Consider the following 18,543-nt stretch of genomic DNA (forward strand, 5'->3'; position numbering starts at 1 on the left):
GAGTTCGACGGCCGCCGTGCGGTCACGGTCGGGCTCGTCGTCCCCGCGAAGTATCGCCATCGCGTATCCCGCGCCCCTGCGTTCGACGGCTCGCGCGACGACAGTTCCGTCGGCCGTTCGCAGATCCCGTCCGATCAGGGCTACGTCGACGGCCTCGAGTCGCGCGAGCGCGTCGGACCCATCGGTCGTCGTCTCGACTCGGTACGCCCCCGTGAGCCACGAGCGGTACTCGGCGACCGCGTCGGGGTCGGTGGCCGCGATGAGAACGGTTCGCTGTGCGTCAATCATTATTCTCGTTCTCTGCTGCCGGCTTGGATATCAAACTATGGATACAACCAATACTATTTACATGTGTCGGCGTGTATCCAACCGGAACGCCCTCGAAAGCGATCGCGTCGGCCGATCGGCCGGGATGACGGTCCTGCCGACTTCGTTTTCCGTCCCAACAGTCATAGTACTGGAGCGTAAACAGGGGGTTAATGGCAGCGGAACAGGCCACAGACGGCTATCTCTTCGACCTCTATCGTCGATACATCGGTGAACCGGAGGACCGGACCGACGTTTACGTTGGGTTCGGATTGTTCCTCGGTGGGATCGGACTCGCACTCGTCGGACTGCTGCTTTTCCTGTGGGGGAACACCTACGACGCCCGCACCGCGGGTTACGTCGCGTGGGTCGGCCCCGCGTACGCGCTCGCGATGACGGCCCTTCCCGTGACGATGCTCGGTATCGTCGTCCTGTTACCCTCGGAGCGGCGGATGCAGTACGCCTCTATCGCCGGCGTCGCCGTGACCATCGCAGCGATAATCGGCTTCTTCGTGGCCTACCCCGGCGACTGGAACGGGTACGGCAACGACTACACCGTCCCGATCATCGCCACCTACGCCGTCGGGCTGGCTGCGATCACCGCCTCGACCGGGGCGGCCCTGATCGCCCACTACCTCGATATGGCACAGCAGGCCGACGCCGTCGCGGTCGAGGCCGACGACGACGACGATGAACCGGAACTGACCGACGACGAGATCCAGCAGGACATCGACGACGCGATGGAGGGCGTCGAACTCTCGTGGGGCGGTGTCGAGAAGACCGAACACAAGCGACTGAACTTCTCGAGCGACGATCTCGGCGATGTCGAGATCGACACCGACGCCGGGACCACGACGACCCGTTCCTCGGGCGTCGACCAGCAGGTCGCCGGTCTCAAAGGGCTGAAAGGCGGCGAAACGAAACAGACCACCTCGAGTTCGACGGTCGACGACCAGACGGCGAAACTCAAGGAACTGCGCGAACAGCAACGCGCGGAGGAACTCGCGACGGCCGACGAGGAAAGCGCCACCGAACGCGTCACAAAGCCCTTCGAAGGGTTGCTGAATCGGGTTCGTTCGCTGGTAAAACGGGATTAACGCGACCGTGCGGCAGTAATTAATTCTTACTTCGGTGCCGGTAAAGAGAGGAATTAATGCACATAGATTTATAATCCGTCGGTGGCCTTCCCCACACATGGCCAAAGGCCTGGACGTCGGTACGATGAACATCCTGTCAGCACAACAGGATGGGAACGACACGGTTTTCGTGCAACAGCGTAACTCCTTCGTCGAGATCGAGTACTCGGACATGGCCGAGCAGATGCTCTCGCGAAGCGAAGTCCTCCACATTCGCAAGGACGACAAGGTCTACGTCGTCGGCGACGACGCCCTGAACTTCGCGAACATCTTCAACAAGGAGACCCGTCGGCCGATGAAACACGGGATCCTCTCGAACGACGAGCAGAGCGCGATCCCGATGATGAAACTCATCATCGAGCAGGTCGTCGGCGAGCCCGCGTATCCGGACGAGAAGCTCTACTTCTCGACGCCCGCGGACCCGATCGACTCGGACCTCTCGACGCTGTACCACCAGAAGACGATCGAATCCTTCCTCGACGACATGGGCTACGACGCCGAGCCCATCAACGAGGGGATGTCCGTCATCTACTCCGAACTCGCGGACAACAACTTCACCGGTCTCGGGATCTCGTTCGGTGCCGGGATGACGAACGTCTGTCTGGCCTACTACGCGGTGCCGGTCATGAAGTTCTCGGTGGCCCGCGGTGGCGACTGGGTCGACGAGCAGGCCGCTCGCGCAACGGGCACGCCCGTGGACAAGGTCACCTCGATCAAGGAAGACGACTTCGAACTCGACTTCACGACCGACGTCGGTGGCGTCGAGGGGGCGCTCTCGATTTACTACGAGAACCTGCTCGACTACGTCATCGAGAACATCGTCAAGGAAGTCGACGAGGAAGACGTCGAGGAAGGCCTCGACGTTCCCGTCGTCGTCACCGGCGGGACCTCCAGCCCGAGCGGCTTCGAGGCCCTGTTCAAGGACCACCTCCAGGAGGCGAACATTCCGTTCTCGATCAGCGGCGTCACGCACGCGAACGAACCGCTGTACAGCGTCGCTCGCGGTGGTCTGGTCGCGGCCCGTTCCGACGAGGACGTCGATCACGACGACGGTGGCGACGAGGAAGCGGAAGCGGCGGCTGCGAACGAATAGCGACACCCCACAGTCGATTTTTTCGGCGACGCGGTCGAGCAGTCCCGACTCGAGTCGCTACTCCTCGTAGAAGCGGTTGAACGCGTCCCGCCAGGATTCGGGGTCCTCGCCGACCGGTTGGTGTTCGACGGGAACGTCGGCGAACCCACAGTGGGGACACGTGACCGTAGACGCGTCGCCGAGTGAGAGTTCCTCGATCGCTCCCCCACACCGTGGACAGTCGTCCATACCTGATACTTTCACGGGCCTGTCTTAACTCTATTCGAACCTCTCGCGAAACGGAGACGTCGAGGTGCCCGCTGGACAAAGCGGCCGCGGCCGCCGTCACACTGTGACGATACCGGGCCAGTCTGCGACCATGTATTACTACTACGCATCCAGAAAGCTTTTTGTATGCAGTCTATGTATTAGTGTGTAATGAGTACGACGTCCCCCAACCCCGCAGTCGAACGCTGTCAACCCGCCGATGCGACTCCCGTCTCCCTCAAGGCCGCGACCCTCGAGTCGACCGCCCCCGAGTACCTCCGCGATCTCAAGGCCACCCTGACCGCCGAGGGGATGGTGCCGGCCGAACTGATCGTTGAGGCGTGTTTCGACGCGGACTGCTCGCTGGCGACCCAGGAGGAGGTGGATCGGATCCGGGGCTACGTCCGGGCCGGGTCCTTCCTCGGCGTCGGCACGGTGACCGTCAGCGTCGGCGATGTCGCCGACCCGGAGAAGGTCCGGCCCGCGCTCGCGGCCTGTGCCGAACGCGCCGATCGAGAGGGGCTCGCCTTCGATCTCGAGGGCTCGCTCTCGCTCGCGGAATAAATGGCCGGCCCGTCACGGCGGACCCTCGCCCGTCGGCTCGAGTCGCTCGCGGACTTCGCCGACCCTTCGCCCGCCCTCGAGCAGTATCTCACCCCGGCGGAGTTGGCTGCCCACCTCTGCCATCTCGCCGGGCTCCAGAACGACCTCGAGCGGCCGGTGATCGATCTGGGGACCGGCACTGGGATGCTCGCGATCGCGGCGTCGCTGGCCGGTGCCGACCGGGTCGCGGGGATCGACGTCGATCCGGACGCGCTCGCGCTGGCCCGGGAGAACGAACGGACCGCGCTCGAGGGCGAGGGAGCCGCCGACGGCAGCGATCGAGCCATCGAGTGGCTCCGGGGGGACGTGAGCCGGCATCCGTTCGCGACGACCGGGGAGACCGTCCTCTCGAATCCGCCCTTCGGTGCCCAGCGGGGGAACCGTCACGCCGACCGGGAGTTCCTCGAGACGGCCAGCGAGATCGCCGCGGTCTCGTATACGATCCACAACGAGGGGAGTCAGGAGTTCGTCGAGTCCTACGCCGCGGACGCCGGCGGCGAGGTGACCCACGCGTTCCGGGCCGAGTTTCCGATTTCGAATCAGTTCGAGTTCCACACCGAGGCCGAGGCGACGCTCGAGGCCGAGGTCTTCCGGATCGAGTGGTCGTCTCGAGCGTAATCGGTCGCCGCGGCTGCAGTCATCGCTGCCGCGAACGGGAAACGAACTGTCGTTTGGTCGTCGGATACCGACCCCGGAACGGGCACCGCTCTCATACTGGCAACACGGAATTTCCACGCCCTCCCCAGCCGATTCACTCGCTCCGTTCGTCGCTCGTTCATCCCTCGCGCAGTGTCGACCCGCGGTTCACCGGTGGTTCACCGCGGCCCAGCGCGCGCCACCGCAGAGGGAGAGATCAGTAGCCGTTGTACGTCTCCTCGCTGGCGATGGCGACCCGCGTTCCGTCGGCGGCCGCGTAGATCGTCTCGTTCTCGCGTTCGAACGTCAGCCCGCCCGCCGTCGCCGTTTCGTTCGCGGCCGGAATCGCCGTCGTGGCGGGCTCCGTTCCGTCCGCGGTCACTGAGAGGACGAACTCGCCGCCGTCCGAGCCGACGGTCACGTTTCGGCCGGCGATCCGGGCCTCGGCCCGCGACTCGTTGGACTCGTGGGCGAGTCGCCGCTCCCCGCCATCGGGTCGAAGCCAGACCTGATAGACGGTGTCGTTACCGACCGGTTCCCAGCCGGCCCGCTCGACGTGGACGGCTTCCCGCCAGCCGGCTCCGCCGACGTAGACGGTCTCCTCGCCGGTAGCCGAGAGCCGCTGGGCGCTGACCGCCTCGAGCCACACCTGGCGGCGCTCGCTGGCGACGATCACCCCGCTCGACTCGAGGCCCTCGTCGCTCTCGATGGCCTCAATACCGACCCCCGAGACGAGCCCGTTGGGAACACCCTCGACGTACTCGACCGTGTAGTCCTCGATCTGTACCGCGGTCTCCGTGGTCGCGCTCGCGTCCTCGACGACGAGGAAGTTGGCGGGGACGGCGACGCCGGCCAACAGCGCGAGGACGCCGATCACCGCGAGGACGGCCACCTGCTTTCGGGACAGCGCCGCCAGCGAGCCGCCGTCAGCCGCTCGGTCCCGGGTACCGCCGGCGAGTTCGCGAACCCGCTCGAGGCGGTCGTTACCGGGCCGGTCGTCGCCGTCGTCGGCGCGGGCCAACTCGAGGGGCCGGTCGATCGCACGGTCGCCGTCCGTCTCGAAAGCGTCCGGCGCTGATCCGGGGACCGCCTTCGCGAGCCGTCGCGGGACCGCCGGCCGCTCGGAGGCAGTGACCGCGAGGGTGACGACCAGTGCGAGGACGGCCACGACGACCACGCCCGGTCCCTGATAGAGGAGATACGTGTTCTCACCCCCGAACCAGTAGATCGCCCACAGTCCCTTCGCGAAGCCGAACAGGAGGACGGCCAGCCAGAGCCGCAGCGGGTCCGGGCGTCGTCCCCGTCGCTCGAGCAGAACGATCCCGAGGACGAACCCGACGAAAAGCCCCAGTGCGTGGCCCTGAATCGCGATGCCGGCCCACGACGGTGCCGACGGCGGACTGGGTTGTGCGGTGTAGACGTAGATCGGGTTCTGCAGCGCGGAGTACAGGCGCAAAATTGCACCCTGAATGCCGAGCGTGGCGACGATCGTCACGATCGGGTAGTGAACGATAGCGAAGCCGGCGAAGGCAAAGACCACGCCCGAGAAGCCGATCACGGGGCCGAGCGCGAACAGGCTCGTCGCCAATCCGACCGCGATGACGGCCAGGGGAAAGCAGACGAAGGCCCGGACTCGCGGGTTCCGGTACAGCGAGCCGGCCCGTCCCGCGGCGGCATCGGCTGCCGCGTTGCCGTCGGTCGGATAGTGACCCCAGGCGTACTCGGCGAGCGGTGCGACGACGATCGTCCCGGCCAGATTTCCGAGCAGGTGACTCGGCCCCGCGTGGGAGAACGACGCCGTGATCATCCCCAGCGGGTAGAAATACGACCACGTCCGGAAGGGGATCGTCACCGGGTCGTCGAAGTCCGTGATCCCGCCCTGGACGAACAGATAGACCGCGAGAACGACGGCGATCACGAGCAGCGAGCCCCACGGCACGCCGAGGACGAACCGCGACCGGAGGCGGTCGCGCCAGCGTCGCGCCGGCCGGTGGAGTCGCCTGACGACCGCGACCGACCCGAGCAGCGTCGCGGCGACGAGGACCGTCAACAGGGCCGCAACCGAAACCATATCGCGTGGTTCGAACGGGGGCGTATAGTGATTTGCCTTCGGCGAACCGTCGGCGTTGCGTCGTCCGCCCCCGATCTCGAGGCGGCGGTGGGACGGCCGCGGCCGACCGTACAACGGCCGCTTCGAAAGGTACAAGCGGCCGACGGTCGGACCCATACAGCATGGAACTGCGGGTCACCGAGAGTACCGACGACGAACTCTCGATCGAGATCGCCGGCGAGGATCACACCTTCATGAACGTACTCAAGGGCGCCTTGCTCGAACACGACGACGTGAGCGCGGCGACCTACGACGTCAACCCCGAACAGTCGGGCGGCCAGACCGAGCCGATCCTGACGATCAAGACCGAGGGCGGGGCCGACCCGCTCGAGTGCCTCGAGGAGGCGGCGGTCACCGTCCGCGAGAAGTCGACGGCGTTTCGCGACGCGTTCGAAGCGGCGGCCTGAAGCGGGTCGAGGACTCGATCGAACAGTCGTCACGGCTGCGTTTTCGTATCGTTTGCGACGGACCGAGAGCCGAGTCCGAACTCAACACGCCACGTAGAAGACGTACACGTCGTCGTTTGGTGCGACGTGGATGTCCATTCCTTCGGCGTCGTACCCGGTACGGACGTTGTCGCCGAACTGCGAGGTGAGCAGTCCGTCGGCGATGTCGGCGGCCAGGGCCGACTCGTTTCCGTACTCCGCGAGCGAGAGGTCCGACACGACAAGCGGTGCGCCGACGACCCGAGCGTTGCCACAGTCGTGCCCGAACTCGTCGGGATCTGCCGCGCCGGGCTCTCTGTCTCCGAACTCGGCGGCGACGAGTCTGCGGTTCCGGTGTTCCGCGAAGGCCGCCAGCCCGTCGTCGTATCGCCGCCCGTCCGATCCGCCGCGCTCGTCCTCGAGTCGGTCGTGAACCTCGGTCTCGGTCGTCTCGAAATCCAGCCCGGCCGCTTCGTCGGCCTGGCCCGGCGCGTCGGGCGGCGAGGGCGGGCCGATCCCGGGCAGGATCGACGGCGAAACGATCCCCGTCGCGAACAGCGCGACGACGACGCCGATGACGGCGAAGATCGGCAGATAGGGCGTGGCGACCTCGAGCCAGCTCGGCGTCTCGAGGTCCCGCTCGACCCCCGCGTAGGTCTGCTCGACCCGCTCGAGGTCGGGGTTGCCACAGCGCGAACACGGCGGGGTGTTCCGGACGTGTTCCCGACCGCAGTTCGTGCAGGCCCAGACGTAGTCCGGGCCGGTCTCGACGGTCCCCGACGGGATCGGTTCGCTGCCGCCGCGGTCGCCGCCGCTGTGGTCGTCGGTGTCGTCGACCCGGACGATCGCCTTCTCGAAGGCGTTGTGGCCACAGTTGTCACAGGGCGGGTCGTTTTCCGCGTGCGGTTTGCCACACCGCGTACACCGCCATTTCACTGTTCGAACGGCAGGACTGCGAAGGCATAAGCGTACTGGGGAGTCGAGCGAGCGACTGCTGATCCCCGTTCGAGTTCGCCGATTCGACCCTCACCCGACGCACCGATACCGGATCCGTTGACATTCTCCGGTCGGAATCGGCGAGCGAACCGGACGTTAGCACGCCGCGTAGAAGACGTAGATCGATCCGTCGACGACGTGGATGTCGAGCCCCTCGCCGTCGTATCCGGTGCCGGTAACCTGATCGCTCGGGGCCATAACCACCGCGAGGTCCGCCGCGAGCGATTCCGCGTCGTCGTAGTCGGTCACCGAGAAGCGGACCGGTACCCTGCCGGCGGTCGGTTCGCCACGGCAGTCGACACCGAAGTCACTCGAGTCGACTGGGTCCGCGTCCCTGCCCTCGTACTCGTGGGCCACGAACGCTCGGTTGTGGTACTCCGCGTACGCCGCGAGGCCGTCGTCGTACGCCCGCGCGTATTCTCGGTCCGCCTCGAGGCGTTCGTGGACCAGTTCTTCGGTCGCTTCGAGGTCGATACCGGCCGCTTCGCCGCCGCTTCCAGGGGCATCGGGTGGCGACGGCTGACCGATTCCGGGAAGCATCGATGGCGAGACGATTCCCGTCGCAAACAGCGCCGCGATCAGGACGACGACGGCGACCACGGGTAGGTACGGTTTCGCGACTCCCAGCCAGCCCGGGACATCGAGATCGTTTTCCACGGCATCGTACGTCTGCTCGGTCTTCTCGAGGGTCGGATTGCCACAGCGCGAGCAGGGCGGATTGTGTTTGACGTGTTCACGACCGCAGTCCGTACAGGTCCAGACGTATGTCGGCCCCGTGTCGATCCCCTCGGTCGGCGACTCCCTCGCCTCGTCGCTCCCCTCTCGGACGACCGCCTTCTCGAAGGCGTTGTGACCGCACTCGTCACAGGGCGGATCGTTTTCCGCGTGCGGTTTGCCACACCACGCACACCGCCATTTCATCAACCCTATATGTATAATAAAATAATATAAATATGCCGATAGGGGACGGAGCGGACAGATCGAACGGGAGTCGCTCGGTCCCGATCAGCGCCGGACGGGAACGCCGCGCTCATCGAGATAGGCCTTCGTCTCCTCGATGGAATACTCGTCGAAGTGGAAGATCGACGCCGCGAGCCCGGCGTCGGCACCGGCCTCGGTGAAGACGTCGTACATGTCCTCGGGGCCGCCACAGCCCGAGGACGCGATCACGGGCGTATCGACGGCGTCACAGACCGCCTCCGTCAGCGGGAGGTCGTAGCCGTCCTTGGTGCCGTCCTTGTCGATGGAGTTGACGAAGAGTTCGCCCGCACCACGGGATTCGGCTTCGGCGGCCCACTCGAGGACGTCGATTCCGGTCCCCTCGCGGCCCCCCTTCTTGGTACACTCGAACCAGCAGGACTCGCCGTCGACCTCGACGTAGTGTTCCCCCTGCTCGTCGAAGCGCCGTCTGGCGTCGACGCTGATGACGATACACTGGCTGCCGAAGGCGCGTGCCCCCTCGTTGATCAGTTCGGGGCGTTCGAGCGCGCCAGTGGTGATCGAGACCTTGTCCGCGCCGGCCCGCAGGGTCTCCTTGATGTCGTCGGTCGTTCGGATCCCCCCGCCGACGGTGAGCGGGATAAAGACCTCGTCGGCGACGCGTTCGACGACGTTCAGCATCGTCTCCCGGCCGTCCGCGGAGGCGGTGATGTCGAGGAAGACGAACTCGTCTGCCCCCGCACGGTTGTAGGCGCGGGCCATCTCGACCGGGTCGCCGGTGTATTGCAGGTCCTCGAAGTTGACGCCGGTGTAGACCGCCGGGTTCCCGTCCTCGTCGAGATCCACGTCGATACACGGGATGACGCGTTTTGTCAGTACCATGTGGTCGTTACCCGACCGTTCGCGCCCGGGATAGTAAAGGGGTCTGGATCGGGCGAATTCCACTCGATGGGTCGCCGTCGGCAGCGCGGCCGCTCGAGACCCGTGTCGGTGATCTTAAGCGGTCGAGCCGAGAACACGCGAGTATGACGGACGACAGCGACACCGCAACGGAGGACGACACGGGAGCCGACGTCGGCCACGACCCCGCGGCCGACCGGACGACCGCACCGATGAGCGACTTCTCGGCGGGGGAAGCGCTGACCGGTGCGCTCGTCGCACTGGTCGGCATTGCGATCGCGTTCGGAATCCCGCTCCTTACGGTCGGCGTCTAGGTTAGAAGACGTACTCGTCGTCGTGGCCCATCATCCCGTCGTCTTCGAAGCCGGTACCGCCGGTTCCAGCCCCCTCCTCTTCGTCCGATGGGCCGCTGGTCTTGTACGCCTTGATGCCCGTCGATAGGAGGTCCTCGATCGCCTCCTCGCGGTTGACGAACTCGCCGCGCTCGACCATCTGGGCGATCTGCATCTCGAGGTGTTCCGGTATGGTGATCTCTACTTTCGGCATCTGATTCGGCTTTCGGCGAGGGGGTATTTAGGTTTGACGGGGACTCTACACCAGTCGAAACCGATCGGTCAGGCAGCCGAAACGAGACCGCGTTTCAGTCCCACAAAACCGAGGACGCGTGTGGGATCGGTAAGCGACGGCAGTCGGATGGCACTGTCTCATACGGTTTGCTGTACCGAGTTCCCGGTGGGACCGGGCGGTCGCGGCCCCTCCGGCAATGGCGGACAGTAGACCGTCTCAGTTCGGGGATCGAGACGACCGACTCAGCGGTTGCCCATCATCGAGTCGAACGCGTTCTTCAGGGTCGTACCGGGTTGGGTCAGCGTCTCCAACTGTTGGCGCATCTTGCGCTGGTTGAAGTAACTCGCGAACGCGAGGATCGTCGGGGGCCAGAGGCCGACGAACGTCCCGAGGTCGCGCTCGCCGCGGATGAAGAAGTAATACAGCGAGAGTCCGACCGAGGCGGCTGACGCGACGAACGCCGGCCCCATCGCCTGCTCGCCCATCTCTTCCGGTTCTGTGTCTGTCATTTCTCGTTCCGTTAACTGTTGTCTACTCGCCATGCGATCGTACCCTCGGCGAGACCGTACTAAGGGATGGCGAGGGTTTCGACGGAAACTATCGAGTTGCAGTCACGCCGCGACCGTTTCGATCAGTTTCGACCCCGCTCCCGTCTCGTGAATATTGCCTTTTTCGAGCGACAGCCTGTCGGGACCGACCCGCTCTCGAGTCTCGGCTCGAGTCACCGGTCGACGACGGATCGGTGACCGGCCGACGCTGTCCGGCCGCAGCCGCGACGGCCATCCACGGGGACGGCGATCGATGGCGTCACATCTACGTCCGTTCGACCGTACGGACGGATATGGACGCGACCGACGTCACGGATCTCTATCAGGAATTCGGCGACGAACGGCTGCCGCCGGGACAGCGCGAAACGACCGCCTTCCCGGTCCTCTCGAAGAGCGGGACGCCCGACTGGGACCCGGAGACCTGGGAGTTCACCGTCACCGGCGCAGTCGAGGAGGAACTGACCTTCTCGTGGGAGGAGTTTCGCGAACTGCCGTCGGTCACACAGCGTCAGGACTTCCACTGCGTGACCGGCTGGAGCAAGTTCGACTGTTCGTTCACCGGCGTTTCCTTCCCCGAACTCGCCGAGCGGGCCGGCGTCGACCCGGAAGCCGTCCACGTGATGTTCTCCGGGCTGGACGGCTACACTACGGATCTGCCCCTCGAGGACTGTCTGCGCGAGGAGGTCCTGTTCGCGTGGGCGTTCGACGGCGAGCCCCTGCCCGATGACCACGGCGGTCCACTCCGGGTGGTCACGCCCCACAAGTACGCCTACAAGGGTGCCAAGTGGGTCGATGGCGTCGAGTTCCTCACCGAGCCCCAGCGGGGTTACTGGGAGCGGCGTGGCTACTCCCAGACTGCGAACCCGTGGGAGGAGCAGCGATACAGCTGATCGATTCGCCAATAGTCAGGCTGAAGTCCGGCCGGTCCTGACGTGCGATCGATGGATCGATCGTCGGGCGACAGTCGACTGGCGGGCGGGACGAACGGGGCCGACGGCGCTGCCGATCTCGTCAGTCGGAGCCGCGAACTCGAGGGGGTCGCTGCGGACACGATCCTCGACGGCAGCGCCGCCGCCCGCGTCCAGTGGGCCACGCCCGACGGGCTGGAACTGGTCGGGCGAGGGATCGCAGCCGAGTTCACCGCCGGCGGAACCGGCCGCTTCGACCGACTCCGCGACCGGGCGAACCGGGTGTTTTCCGGGCTCGTTCACGACGGACCGGAGCCGGCCCGTCCGCGGGCCGTCGGCGGTGTCGCCTTCCATGACGGCCACGAGCCGACGCCGCCCTGGACCGGGTTCCCGGCAGCGTCGTTTATCGTGCCGCGAGTGCAGGTCGTGCGGACCGACGACGGCACCTGGCTCACGGCCGTCGGCGATCGGGCCGGCGAGGCCGACGACCGACTCGAACGGAACCTTCGACGACCTGGACGAACGGACGTTCCGACGGTACGCACGAGAACTGACGAGCCGAGACCTCGCATCGGGGACCGTTCGGACGTACTATGCGCAGGTCAGCGCGTACGTCGGCTGGTGCGTCCGCGAGGGGCTCCTCGAGGCAAACTACGCACAGCGCAACGTCGCCACGGAACCGCTCCCGGAGACCGACGGTCGACGGTCGGGCGATCAACAGGCCTGGACCGACGACCACAGATTACGGATTACGCGCTACGTCGACGAACGCGCACACAACGCGGCCGACGAGAAGGGCCTCGACGCCGTCAGAGAGTTCCGCGATCGGGCGCTCGTCTACGTTCTCTGTTACTCCGGGGTCCGCGGCGGCGAGATTTTCGCGGATCCGAAAGACGACCGTCGGAACGGCCTCAGGTGGGACGACGTCTCGCTCGAGGATCGGACGATGACCGTTCTCGCGAAAAAGCAGGACTGGTCGGATCGATCACTGACGGAGCAGACGATAAATCCCATGTCGCGATACAAAAGGTTGCTCGATCCCGCCGGGGGAGACTGGCCGGTCTTTCCCACGTTTCATCTCCCGACGCTCTACGAGACGCTTCGGACGGGATTACGGGACGAACACGGCTGGTCGGCAGCCGAGATCGAGGAGTTCGTCGACGGGTTGACCGGTCAGATCGCCGTTTTCGATGCGCTCCGGGAGTACGAACTGACACCGCCCTCGATCAACACGGACGGCGCTCGACGGATCATGCGGCGACTGTGTGAAGAGGCCGGGATTCGACTCGAGGATAAACACGGGTATCTCGCACCGCACGGTGGCCGACGGGGAGCCGGCGAAGTCATGGTTCGCCAGCGGGGCTTTACCGCCGCTGCTCGACTCCTGGATAACAGCGAGGAGGTGGTTCGGCAGTCGTACTCGCATATCGAGGCAAAGGAGATGGCCGAGGACGCCGGCCGTGCGTTTTCGGAACACGACTCGTGACGGCCGCCGCGTCCGTCAGCTCTCCTCGTGGTCTCGCAGCGAGGCCCGCCGGACTTTGCCGGTGGCGGTCTTGGGAAGTTCGTCGACGGTCTCGATTTCGCGCGGGTACTCATACTTCGCAAGCCGGTCGCGGACGTGCTGGCGGATCGACTCTCGCAGGTCGTCGCTCGGTTCGGCGTCGGCGGTCAACACCACGAACGCCTTCGGCACCTCCCCGCGCTCGTCGTCGGGGACGCCGATCACCGCGGCGTCGGCGACGGCCTCGTGGCCGGCGACGCTGTCCTCGACTTCTTCCGGCCCGATGCGGTAGCCCGCGGAGATGATCACGTCGTCTTTCCGCCCCACGAACGCCACGTAGCCGTCCTCGTCCATCCGCCCGAGGTCCTCGGTGAGCAGCCAGCCGTTTCGCACCTTGCCCGACGTCTTCTCCGGTTTGTTCCAGTACTCCACGAAACAGACGGGGTTGTCCTCGTAGCGAACGGCGATTTCGCCGGTCTCGCCCGTCTCGACGGTCGGTTCGGCCGTCTCTGGATCGACGATTGTCACCTCGTGACCGGGACCAGCGCGGCCGATATAGCCCTCGCGGAACTCCGTTAAGGCGGTGCAGTCGCCGACGAGCATGTTCGCTTCGGTCTGTCCGTAGCCTTCGTGGACGGCGGTGTCGCCGAAGGTGTCCTGTGCCCAGTCGACGATGGACTGGCCCAGCGACTCGCCGCCGCTGGCAATGGTTCTGAGCGTCCCCACGTCGAACCGATCGGTGTCATCGACTTGCATCATCATGCGCAGGGCCGTCGGCGGCGCGAAGAAGTTCGAGACGCCGTACCGTTCGATGAGTCGGAACGCCGACGCGGGGTCGAACTGACCGCCGTTGTAGGCGACGACCGGCTTCCCGTAGTAGAGCGCGGGCATCACCACGTCGAACAGAGAGGCGATCCAGGCCCACTCGGCGGGCGTCCAGAACACGTCGCCGTCCTGAAGATCCATGTTCCCGAAGGTGGTGACGAAAAGCGGCAGATGACCGAGTACCAGCCGGTGTGCGTGGCGTACGCCCTTCGGATCGCCGGTCGTCCCGGAGGTATAGATGAGGATGGCGTCGTCCTCGGCGTCCGTCTCGACGGTGTCGAACTCCCGAGAGTGGTCGGCGATGGCGTTCCAGAAGGCCGCTTCACCGGCCGCCTCGTCCGGCGTTACGTCGCCGACGGTCAGCGTAGTCTCGAGATCCGACAGCGACGCGCGGGCCTCCCGGAAGTTCTCGATATTAGATTCGTCGACGACGGCCGCGACGGCGTCACAGTCCTCGAGGCGGTACTCGACGGCGTCGGGACCAAAGAGTGTCGAGAGAGGGACCGACATGGCGCCGAGCTTCCAGGCGGCAAGGTGGGCGAACACCGTCTCCGGCCGCTGTGGCGCGTTCACGCCCACGCGGTCGCCGGCCTCGACACCTTGTGACCGCAGGTAGTTCGCGAGCCGATTCGTCACGTTTCGCATCTGCCAGAAGGTGTACGTCTCTTCGGTGCCTGCTGCATCCTCGGCAAACAGTGCGACGCGGCTCTTGTCGTCGGCCCACCGGTCACACAGGTACGTCGCCATGTTGAACCGGTCGGGTACCTCCCACTCGAACGCCTCCCGCAACTGCTCGTAACTGTCCCAGTCGTCCTCGTAGAAATGGTACGCGTCCAAGCGTTGTCCTCGTGTCATGGGTGTCTGTGATGTAGTAGCATTGGTTTCTCCGGTGATTCACTCGCTTGGCGAGGTAACAAATGACACATTGACGGACGGTAACAAAAAGGTAAGGTGAAAAATCGGAGAAAGGTTTAACAGCGAAACTATAGTTAGAGAACATCATGGTAAATGCTACCATCAGTCTCGTCGATAGGGGATCGATTCGAACCGATCGGAACTTCCTCATCGAAAACGAGACGATGGGATCGGCTGTCGATCCGAACCCGGACGTGGAGATGATCGAGGGGCCGGTATACAACCTCGTTATCGACCACCCCGAGGCGACCATCCTCTGGGACACCGGGTCCCACCCAGAGTGTGGAGACGGCTACTGGCCAGCGGAACTGTACGCCGCCTTCGAACACCATGACGCCGACGAGCATCCGCTCCCCGACGCGCTCGAGGACGTCGGATACAGCGTCGGCGACATCGACGCCGTGGTCCAGACACACCTCCACCTCGATCACGCGGGGAGCCTCCATCGCTTTGCCGGCACCGACGTCCCGGTGTTCGTCCACGAGCAAGAGATAAAATACGCCTACTACTCCGCCAAGACCGAACAGGGCTCGAGCGCGTACGTGCCCAGCGACTTCGATCACGACCTCAACTGGCGGATCGTCCACGGCGATACCGAGACCCACTTCGAGGACGTCGAGTTCCTCCACCTACCGGGCCATACCCCGGGCGTGATGGGCACGCGTATCGACATCGACGGATACGGGACCGTCGTGTTCACCGGCGATCAGGCGTACACGCGGGCCAACTACGACGAGGAACACCCGATGGGCGGGGAACTGCTCTGGAGCAAGCGCCACTGGGAGGAAAGTCTCCAGCGCGTGCAAGAACTCGAGCGCCGGACCGACGCCGACGTGTACTGTGGCCACGACCCCGACGACGTCGAGGAACTTCGCGACGGCCTGCCCTGACGGAGTTGGATTCAGTTCCCTGCCGCTGGGAGACTGGGCGGTGCGGTCGGCCTCAAGTTGACATCCTCCCTGCCCTGAAGGGCGGGGCTTTCTCCTCGATTCCCCGTAATGACCACGAGATACCCCAGTAATGACTGGAATCGATCCCGAAACGCCGTGGCTGCCGGCCGACGCCGACCAGAACTTCAACCCACTTGAGCATGCAGGAGTGGACCCATCACCCGACATATCGATGATCGTCACACCACGTGGAGGCGATCGCGAAGTCGGTCGGGGTTGCTATCTCGTCGACTGCGGCCTCAACCAGGGCGGGGGCGACAACTACCCCGACTTTCGCGGCCTCGGTCCGGGATCGGTCGACGCCGTCTTTCTGACCCACGCACATATCGACCACTACGGCGGTCTCCCGGTCCTCGAGGCGCGGGGCTACCTTGATGACGACGCGCCGATCATCGCGACGCGTCCGACGATCGACCTCACAAAGACGCTACTCGAGGACTCGCTGAAGATCCATCGCCGGGAGACGAACCGCCACGGCGACCAACAGCAGTTCACCCAGCAGGACGTGATGGCGGTGTTCGATCGGTTCGAGCCGGTCAACTACGGCGGCGGCCGCGTCGGAGCCGTCGCAGAGAAGATCGACCGGGATCCGCTGGTCTACCAGCTCGGAAACGCGGCTCACTTGCTGGGCTCGGCGTGGCTCATGCTCCAGACGGAGGGCTATCGGGTCGTGTTCTCGGGCAACCTCGGCGGCCGGGCGAGTCACCTACCGGATATAACGCCCCCGCCGCAGGCAGACATCCTCTTTCTCGAGAGTACCTACGGCGGAACCCACAGCCACACGTCGTTCAGCGACGCCGACCGACGGGCGATCCTCGAGGACGCCGACCCCGCTGCGGGCGGCAAGATCCCGGTGATCGTCGCACCGTCGGGGATGCTCACCGGTGGGAACTCCCCGCGTTACCTCGTCGAACTCGCGGCCCGATTCCACTCCGCGACAGTCATGCTTACCGGGTATCAGGCCCTGCAGACCACCGGCCGGACGATCCAGAACCAAGTCGATGCCGAGGCCGAGGAAATCCAGTTCACGACCGACGCCGAACCCTTCGGGACCGACTGGCCGGCCGCCGATAACGTGACCTGGATCTCCCCTGACGGCGCGGCCGAACCGACGACTCGCGTGACGATGCCGAGCGACTGGGTGTCGATGGTCGGTGGCCTCAGCGGCCACGCCGCCCAGCCCGGTTTGCTGGACTTTGCACGGACTGTCGATCCGGAGACGATCGCCCTGATACACGGCCCCGACTACGCGCAGGAACACCTCGGGAATCACCTCGCAAAAACGTCGAGAGCGTCGCCAACGTCACTCGGAGTCGGCGACTGACACCGATCCCGATCGAGCGAGAAGTCGAACCCGAGACGGCTGCCCTCTCCCCCGAGATGTTCGAGGGCGAGCATGAGTCGGCACACGACCAACTCGAGAACGTCTTCGAGGTCCTGGCCGCACTGAACGAGGAAGTAGCCGACGCACGGACCACACGAAGCGAGGCCGAAATCCGGGCGATCGTTCGTGACGAACTCGAGAAGGCAGGTGTTCTCGAGTCAGAATCGGACGATCGGTAGCACGACACCCGAATCGGTAACTACTGATGCGTACTGTTCGATGTTCTTCAGGACATGACGCTCAGATGACGCCACCACAACTGCTTATGGAGCGAGGTGGTGTCTCTCCGCTATGACCGATTCGAGTAGTGACGAGTTCGACTCGACGGCACCGGACCAACGGGAGATCGGCCGCGAAATGGTTGATGACAGTACGGGACTCGGTTCGGTGATGGCTCACGCCTATCGCGGAGAGATCGATCGAGTGGGCACGTGGCGGCAGCGCCTCGACGAGACGACGAAGTGGGCGGTGACGCTGATGGCAGCGATCCTGACGTGGGCATTTTCGAGTACCGACAACCCACACTATATCTTGCTGATCGGGATCGTCGTCGTCACGATCTTTCTGGGTATTGAAGCACGGCGGTACCGGGACTACGATGTCTTTCGTTCCCGTACTCGAGTCATCCAAGAGAACCTACTCGCAAACGCTCTCGATCCGTCCCAAGGCATTGAAAATCACGACTGGCGAGCAGAACTGAGCAGGGACTATCGCAGGCCGACGCTGAAAGTCTCGTTCCACGAGGCACTCGCAAACCGGCTCCGGCGTGTGTACCTTGCGCTGCTCAGTGTCCTCTTGGTCGCATGGGTCTTCAGGATTACAGCGTTCGCGCCGCACCAAGACTGGCTGACAACCGCTGAAATCGCCCGTATCCCCGGGATTGCTGTGATTGCCGTTGTGGGTATGTTCTACGTCGTACTGCTGGGCGTCACCTTCTGGCCCCACGAGCGCCATGCCAAGGGTGAATTCCGTGAAGGGGATTCGGACGACTGGAAAGAGAACCGTTGACATCCTCCCCACTCTGAAGGGCGAGGATTCCCGAGAGTTGGGATATTACGGAAGTGCGAGGAGAAAGCCCCGTGCTTTAGTGCGGGGATGAATCCGACAACAGAGACGCCAACTACGAGTTTTATTATGCCTGACAGCATATCGTGAGGTAAGCACATCAGGCGAAAATTGGAGTTGGATTGGGGTCTCCGTTACCAAAAAGCAACCCTGCGTCGAGTGTTCTACTCAACCACGGTGGTTGAGTCGGGTCGATGGCACGGCCTGTGAGGTGTAAGCGGATACCCAAGCAAACCACGCCTCCCCACGGAGGCCCGACGCACTACTCACAAACCACAGCCGAGACCCCAGCGGTCTCGGTCAGGGTGCCTTCGGGGACGCACGAACGGCGTGCTGTCCCACGAAGGAATCCTCGCGCTTCAGCGCGGGGAGGATGTCAAGGTTTGCAGACTCCCTGTTCTCTCGTCTGAAACGACCCGCTCTCACGGTCGAACAGGAAGACTCCAGGCTGTGCCACGCAGCCGTTACTCATCTAAAAAGAAGCAGA

Annotated in this window: 21 protein-coding genes; 12 read left to right on the forward strand and 9 right to left on the reverse strand. The window is 64.6% G+C overall.

What is annotated here, in order from left to right; translation table 11 throughout:
* The first annotated feature begins 479 nt into the window (after positions 1-479).
* Together NP511_RS21030 and NP511_RS21035 are read left to right on the forward strand one after the other, a co-directional pair.
* Positions 480-1,403 carry a cell division protein CdpA domain-containing protein gene (locus NP511_RS21030; RefSeq protein WP_049964251.1) on the forward strand — a complete coding sequence of 308 codons (924 nt, stop codon included), beginning with the start codon at positions 480-482 and terminating at the stop codon, positions 1,401-1,403.
* 97 nt (positions 1,404-1,500) lie between these two features.
* Positions 1,501-2,535 carry a disk-shape morphogenesis protein volactin gene (locus tag NP511_RS21035; protein ID WP_049964252.1) on the forward strand — a complete coding sequence of 345 codons (1,035 nt, stop codon included), beginning with the start codon at positions 1,501-1,503 and terminating at the stop codon, positions 2,533-2,535.
* Positions 2,536-2,592: 57 nt separating this feature from the next.
* Here NP511_RS21035 and NP511_RS21040 read toward each other — a convergent pair whose 3' ends face one another.
* Entirely contained in the window at positions 2,593-2,763 is a 171-nt protein-coding gene (locus NP511_RS21040; RefSeq protein ID WP_006180859.1) for a zinc finger domain-containing protein, read from the reverse strand.
* A 189-nt stretch (positions 2,764-2,952) separates the two neighbouring features.
* Between NP511_RS21040 and NP511_RS21045 the strand changes: the two genes are divergently transcribed.
* Together NP511_RS21045 and NP511_RS21050 are read left to right on the forward strand one after the other, a co-directional pair.
* Positions 2,953-3,345 (forward strand): DUF7961 family protein, encoded by a 393-nt coding sequence (locus tag NP511_RS21045; protein WP_049964253.1) that lies wholly within the window; start codon positions 2,953-2,955, stop codon positions 3,343-3,345.
* Positions 3,346-4,002 (forward strand): METTL5 family protein, encoded by a 657-nt coding sequence (locus tag NP511_RS21050; protein WP_049964254.1) that lies wholly within the window; start codon positions 3,346-3,348, stop codon positions 4,000-4,002.
* A 235-nt stretch (positions 4,003-4,237) separates the two neighbouring features.
* Here the strand turns inward: NP511_RS21050 and NP511_RS21055 are convergent, their stop codons facing one another.
* On the reverse strand, positions 4,238-6,091 hold the full coding sequence (locus NP511_RS21055; protein WP_049964554.1) for a rhomboid family intramembrane serine protease: 1,854 nt from the start codon (positions 6,089-6,091) through the stop codon (positions 4,238-4,240).
* A gap of 161 nt (positions 6,092-6,252) precedes the next feature.
* Between NP511_RS21055 and NP511_RS21060 the strand changes: the two genes are divergently transcribed.
* A complete protein-coding gene (locus NP511_RS21060; protein ID WP_006648728.1) occupies positions 6,253-6,537 on the forward strand; it encodes a DNA-directed RNA polymerase subunit L in 285 nt (94 codons plus the stop codon).
* A gap of 81 nt (positions 6,538-6,618) precedes the next feature.
* Here NP511_RS21060 and NP511_RS21065 read toward each other — a convergent pair whose 3' ends face one another.
* From NP511_RS21065 to hisF, 3 genes are all read right to left on the reverse strand, one after another.
* Positions 6,619-7,491 carry a hypothetical protein gene (locus NP511_RS21065; RefSeq protein WP_049964255.1) on the reverse strand — a complete coding sequence of 291 codons (873 nt, stop codon included), beginning with the start codon at positions 7,489-7,491 and terminating at the stop codon, positions 6,619-6,621.
* Between the two features lie 156 nt (positions 7,492-7,647).
* On the reverse strand, positions 7,648-8,472 hold the full coding sequence (locus NP511_RS21070) for a hypothetical protein (RefSeq protein WP_049964256.1): 825 nt from the start codon (positions 8,470-8,472) through the stop codon (positions 7,648-7,650).
* A gap of 84 nt (positions 8,473-8,556) precedes the next feature.
* A complete protein-coding gene (gene hisF, locus NP511_RS21075) occupies positions 8,557-9,372 on the reverse strand; it encodes an imidazole glycerol phosphate synthase subunit HisF (protein WP_049964257.1) in 816 nt (271 codons plus the stop codon).
* Positions 9,373-9,515: 143 nt separating this feature from the next.
* Between hisF and NP511_RS21080 the strand changes: the two genes are divergently transcribed.
* Positions 9,516-9,704, forward strand: coding sequence for a DUF7550 family protein (locus NP511_RS21080; RefSeq protein WP_006648732.1), 189 nt, complete (start codon positions 9,516-9,518; stop codon positions 9,702-9,704).
* Between the two features lies 1 nt (position 9,705).
* Here the strand turns inward: NP511_RS21080 and NP511_RS21085 are convergent, their stop codons facing one another.
* Together NP511_RS21085 and NP511_RS21090 are read right to left on the reverse strand one after the other, a co-directional pair.
* Positions 9,706-9,936, reverse strand: coding sequence for a ribbon-helix-helix domain-containing protein (locus tag NP511_RS21085; protein WP_006180851.1), 231 nt, complete (start codon positions 9,934-9,936; stop codon positions 9,706-9,708).
* A gap of 263 nt (positions 9,937-10,199) precedes the next feature.
* Positions 10,200-10,499 carry a hypothetical protein gene (locus NP511_RS21090; protein ID WP_049905537.1) on the reverse strand — a complete coding sequence of 100 codons (300 nt, stop codon included), beginning with the start codon at positions 10,497-10,499 and terminating at the stop codon, positions 10,200-10,202.
* Between the two features lie 299 nt (positions 10,500-10,798).
* Between NP511_RS21090 and NP511_RS21095 the strand changes: the two genes are divergently transcribed.
* A complete protein-coding gene (locus NP511_RS21095; protein ID WP_049964555.1) occupies positions 10,799-11,395 on the forward strand; it encodes a sulfite oxidase-like oxidoreductase in 597 nt (198 codons plus the stop codon).
* 15 nt (positions 11,396-11,410) lie between these two features.
* Here the strand turns inward: NP511_RS21095 and NP511_RS21100 are convergent, their stop codons facing one another.
* Positions 11,411-11,767, reverse strand: a complete 357-nt coding sequence (locus tag NP511_RS21100) for a hypothetical protein (RefSeq protein WP_308986951.1) — start codon at positions 11,765-11,767, stop codon at positions 11,411-11,413.
* Here NP511_RS21100 and NP511_RS21105 point away from each other — a divergent pair.
* On the forward strand, positions 11,766-12,899 hold the full coding sequence (locus NP511_RS21105) for a tyrosine-type recombinase/integrase (RefSeq protein WP_308986952.1): 1,134 nt from the start codon (positions 11,766-11,768) through the stop codon (positions 12,897-12,899). The genes NP511_RS21100 and NP511_RS21105 overlap by 2 nt on opposite strands.
* 15 nt (positions 12,900-12,914) lie before the next feature.
* Here NP511_RS21105 and NP511_RS21110 read toward each other — a convergent pair whose 3' ends face one another.
* Positions 12,915-14,597, reverse strand: coding sequence for an acetate--CoA ligase (locus NP511_RS21110; RefSeq protein WP_049967032.1), 1,683 nt, complete (start codon positions 14,595-14,597; stop codon positions 12,915-12,917).
* Positions 14,598-14,743: 146 nt separating this feature from the next.
* Between NP511_RS21110 and NP511_RS21115 the strand changes: the two genes are divergently transcribed.
* The 4 genes from NP511_RS21115 (at position 14,744) to NP511_RS21130 (ending at position 17,999) form a co-directional block, all read left to right on the forward strand.
* A complete protein-coding gene (locus NP511_RS21115; RefSeq protein WP_049967031.1) occupies positions 14,744-15,547 on the forward strand; it encodes an N-acyl homoserine lactonase family protein in 804 nt (267 codons plus the stop codon).
* Positions 15,548-15,677: 130 nt separating this feature from the next.
* Positions 15,678-16,931 (forward strand): MBL fold metallo-hydrolase, encoded by a 1,254-nt coding sequence (locus tag NP511_RS21120; RefSeq protein ID WP_233274387.1) that lies wholly within the window; start codon positions 15,678-15,680, stop codon positions 16,929-16,931.
* Between the two features lie 56 nt (positions 16,932-16,987).
* On the forward strand, positions 16,988-17,170 hold the full coding sequence (locus NP511_RS21125) for a hypothetical protein (protein ID WP_084158344.1): 183 nt from the start codon (positions 16,988-16,990) through the stop codon (positions 17,168-17,170).
* Between the two features lie 112 nt (positions 17,171-17,282).
* A complete protein-coding gene (locus NP511_RS21130) occupies positions 17,283-17,999 on the forward strand; it encodes a DUF2270 domain-containing protein (protein WP_006648142.1) in 717 nt (238 codons plus the stop codon).
* Positions 18,000-18,543 lie beyond the last annotated feature (544 nt).

The sequence above is a fragment of the Natrinema thermotolerans genome (assembly GCF_031165565.1).
Lineage (GTDB): Archaea > Halobacteriota > Halobacteria > Halobacteriales > Natrialbaceae > Natrinema > Natrinema thermotolerans.

Coding starts and splice junctions, on each gene's coding strand:
- NP511_RS21030 (WP_049964251.1), top strand. CDS start 480: ATGGCAGCGGAACAGGCCACAGACGGCTATCTCTTCGACCTCTATCGT.
- NP511_RS21035 (WP_049964252.1), top strand. CDS start 1,501: ATGGCCAAAGGCCTGGACGTCGGTACGATGAACATCCTGTCAGCACAA.
- NP511_RS21040 (WP_006180859.1), bottom strand. CDS start 2,763: ATGGACGACTGTCCACGGTGTGGGGGAGCGATCGAGGAACTCTCACTC.
- NP511_RS21045 (WP_049964253.1), top strand. CDS start 2,953: ATGAGTACGACGTCCCCCAACCCCGCAGTCGAACGCTGTCAACCCGCC.
- NP511_RS21050 (WP_049964254.1), top strand. CDS start 3,346: ATGGCCGGCCCGTCACGGCGGACCCTCGCCCGTCGGCTCGAGTCGCTC.
- NP511_RS21055 (WP_049964554.1), bottom strand. CDS start 6,091: ATGGTTTCGGTTGCGGCCCTGTTGACGGTCCTCGTCGCCGCGACGCTG.
- NP511_RS21060 (WP_006648728.1), top strand. CDS start 6,253: ATGGAACTGCGGGTCACCGAGAGTACCGACGACGAACTCTCGATCGAG.
- NP511_RS21070 (WP_049964256.1), bottom strand. CDS start 8,472: ATGAAATGGCGGTGTGCGTGGTGTGGCAAACCGCACGCGGAAAACGAT.
- hisF (WP_049964257.1), bottom strand. CDS start 9,372: ATGGTACTGACAAAACGCGTCATCCCGTGTATCGACGTGGATCTCGAC.
- NP511_RS21080 (WP_006648732.1), top strand. CDS start 9,516: ATGACGGACGACAGCGACACCGCAACGGAGGACGACACGGGAGCCGAC.
- NP511_RS21085 (WP_006180851.1), bottom strand. CDS start 9,936: ATGCCGAAAGTAGAGATCACCATACCGGAACACCTCGAGATGCAGATC.
- NP511_RS21090 (WP_049905537.1), bottom strand. CDS start 10,499: ATGGCGAGTAGACAACAGTTAACGGAACGAGAAATGACAGACACAGAA.
- NP511_RS21095 (WP_049964555.1), top strand. CDS start 10,799: ATGGACGCGACCGACGTCACGGATCTCTATCAGGAATTCGGCGACGAA.
- NP511_RS21105 (WP_308986952.1), top strand. CDS start 11,766: ATGACGGCCACGAGCCGACGCCGCCCTGGACCGGGTTCCCGGCAGCGT.
- NP511_RS21100 (WP_308986951.1), bottom strand. CDS start 11,767: ATGGAAGGCGACACCGCCGACGGCCCGCGGACGGGCCGGCTCCGGTCC.
- NP511_RS21110 (WP_049967032.1), bottom strand. CDS start 14,597: ATGACACGAGGACAACGCTTGGACGCGTACCATTTCTACGAGGACGAC.
- NP511_RS21115 (WP_049967031.1), top strand. CDS start 14,744: ATGGTAAATGCTACCATCAGTCTCGTCGATAGGGGATCGATTCGAACC.
- NP511_RS21120 (WP_233274387.1), top strand. CDS start 15,678: ATGACTGGAATCGATCCCGAAACGCCGTGGCTGCCGGCCGACGCCGAC.
- NP511_RS21125 (WP_084158344.1), top strand. CDS start 16,988: ATGTTCGAGGGCGAGCATGAGTCGGCACACGACCAACTCGAGAACGTC.
- NP511_RS21130 (WP_006648142.1), top strand. CDS start 17,283: ATGACCGATTCGAGTAGTGACGAGTTCGACTCGACGGCACCGGACCAA.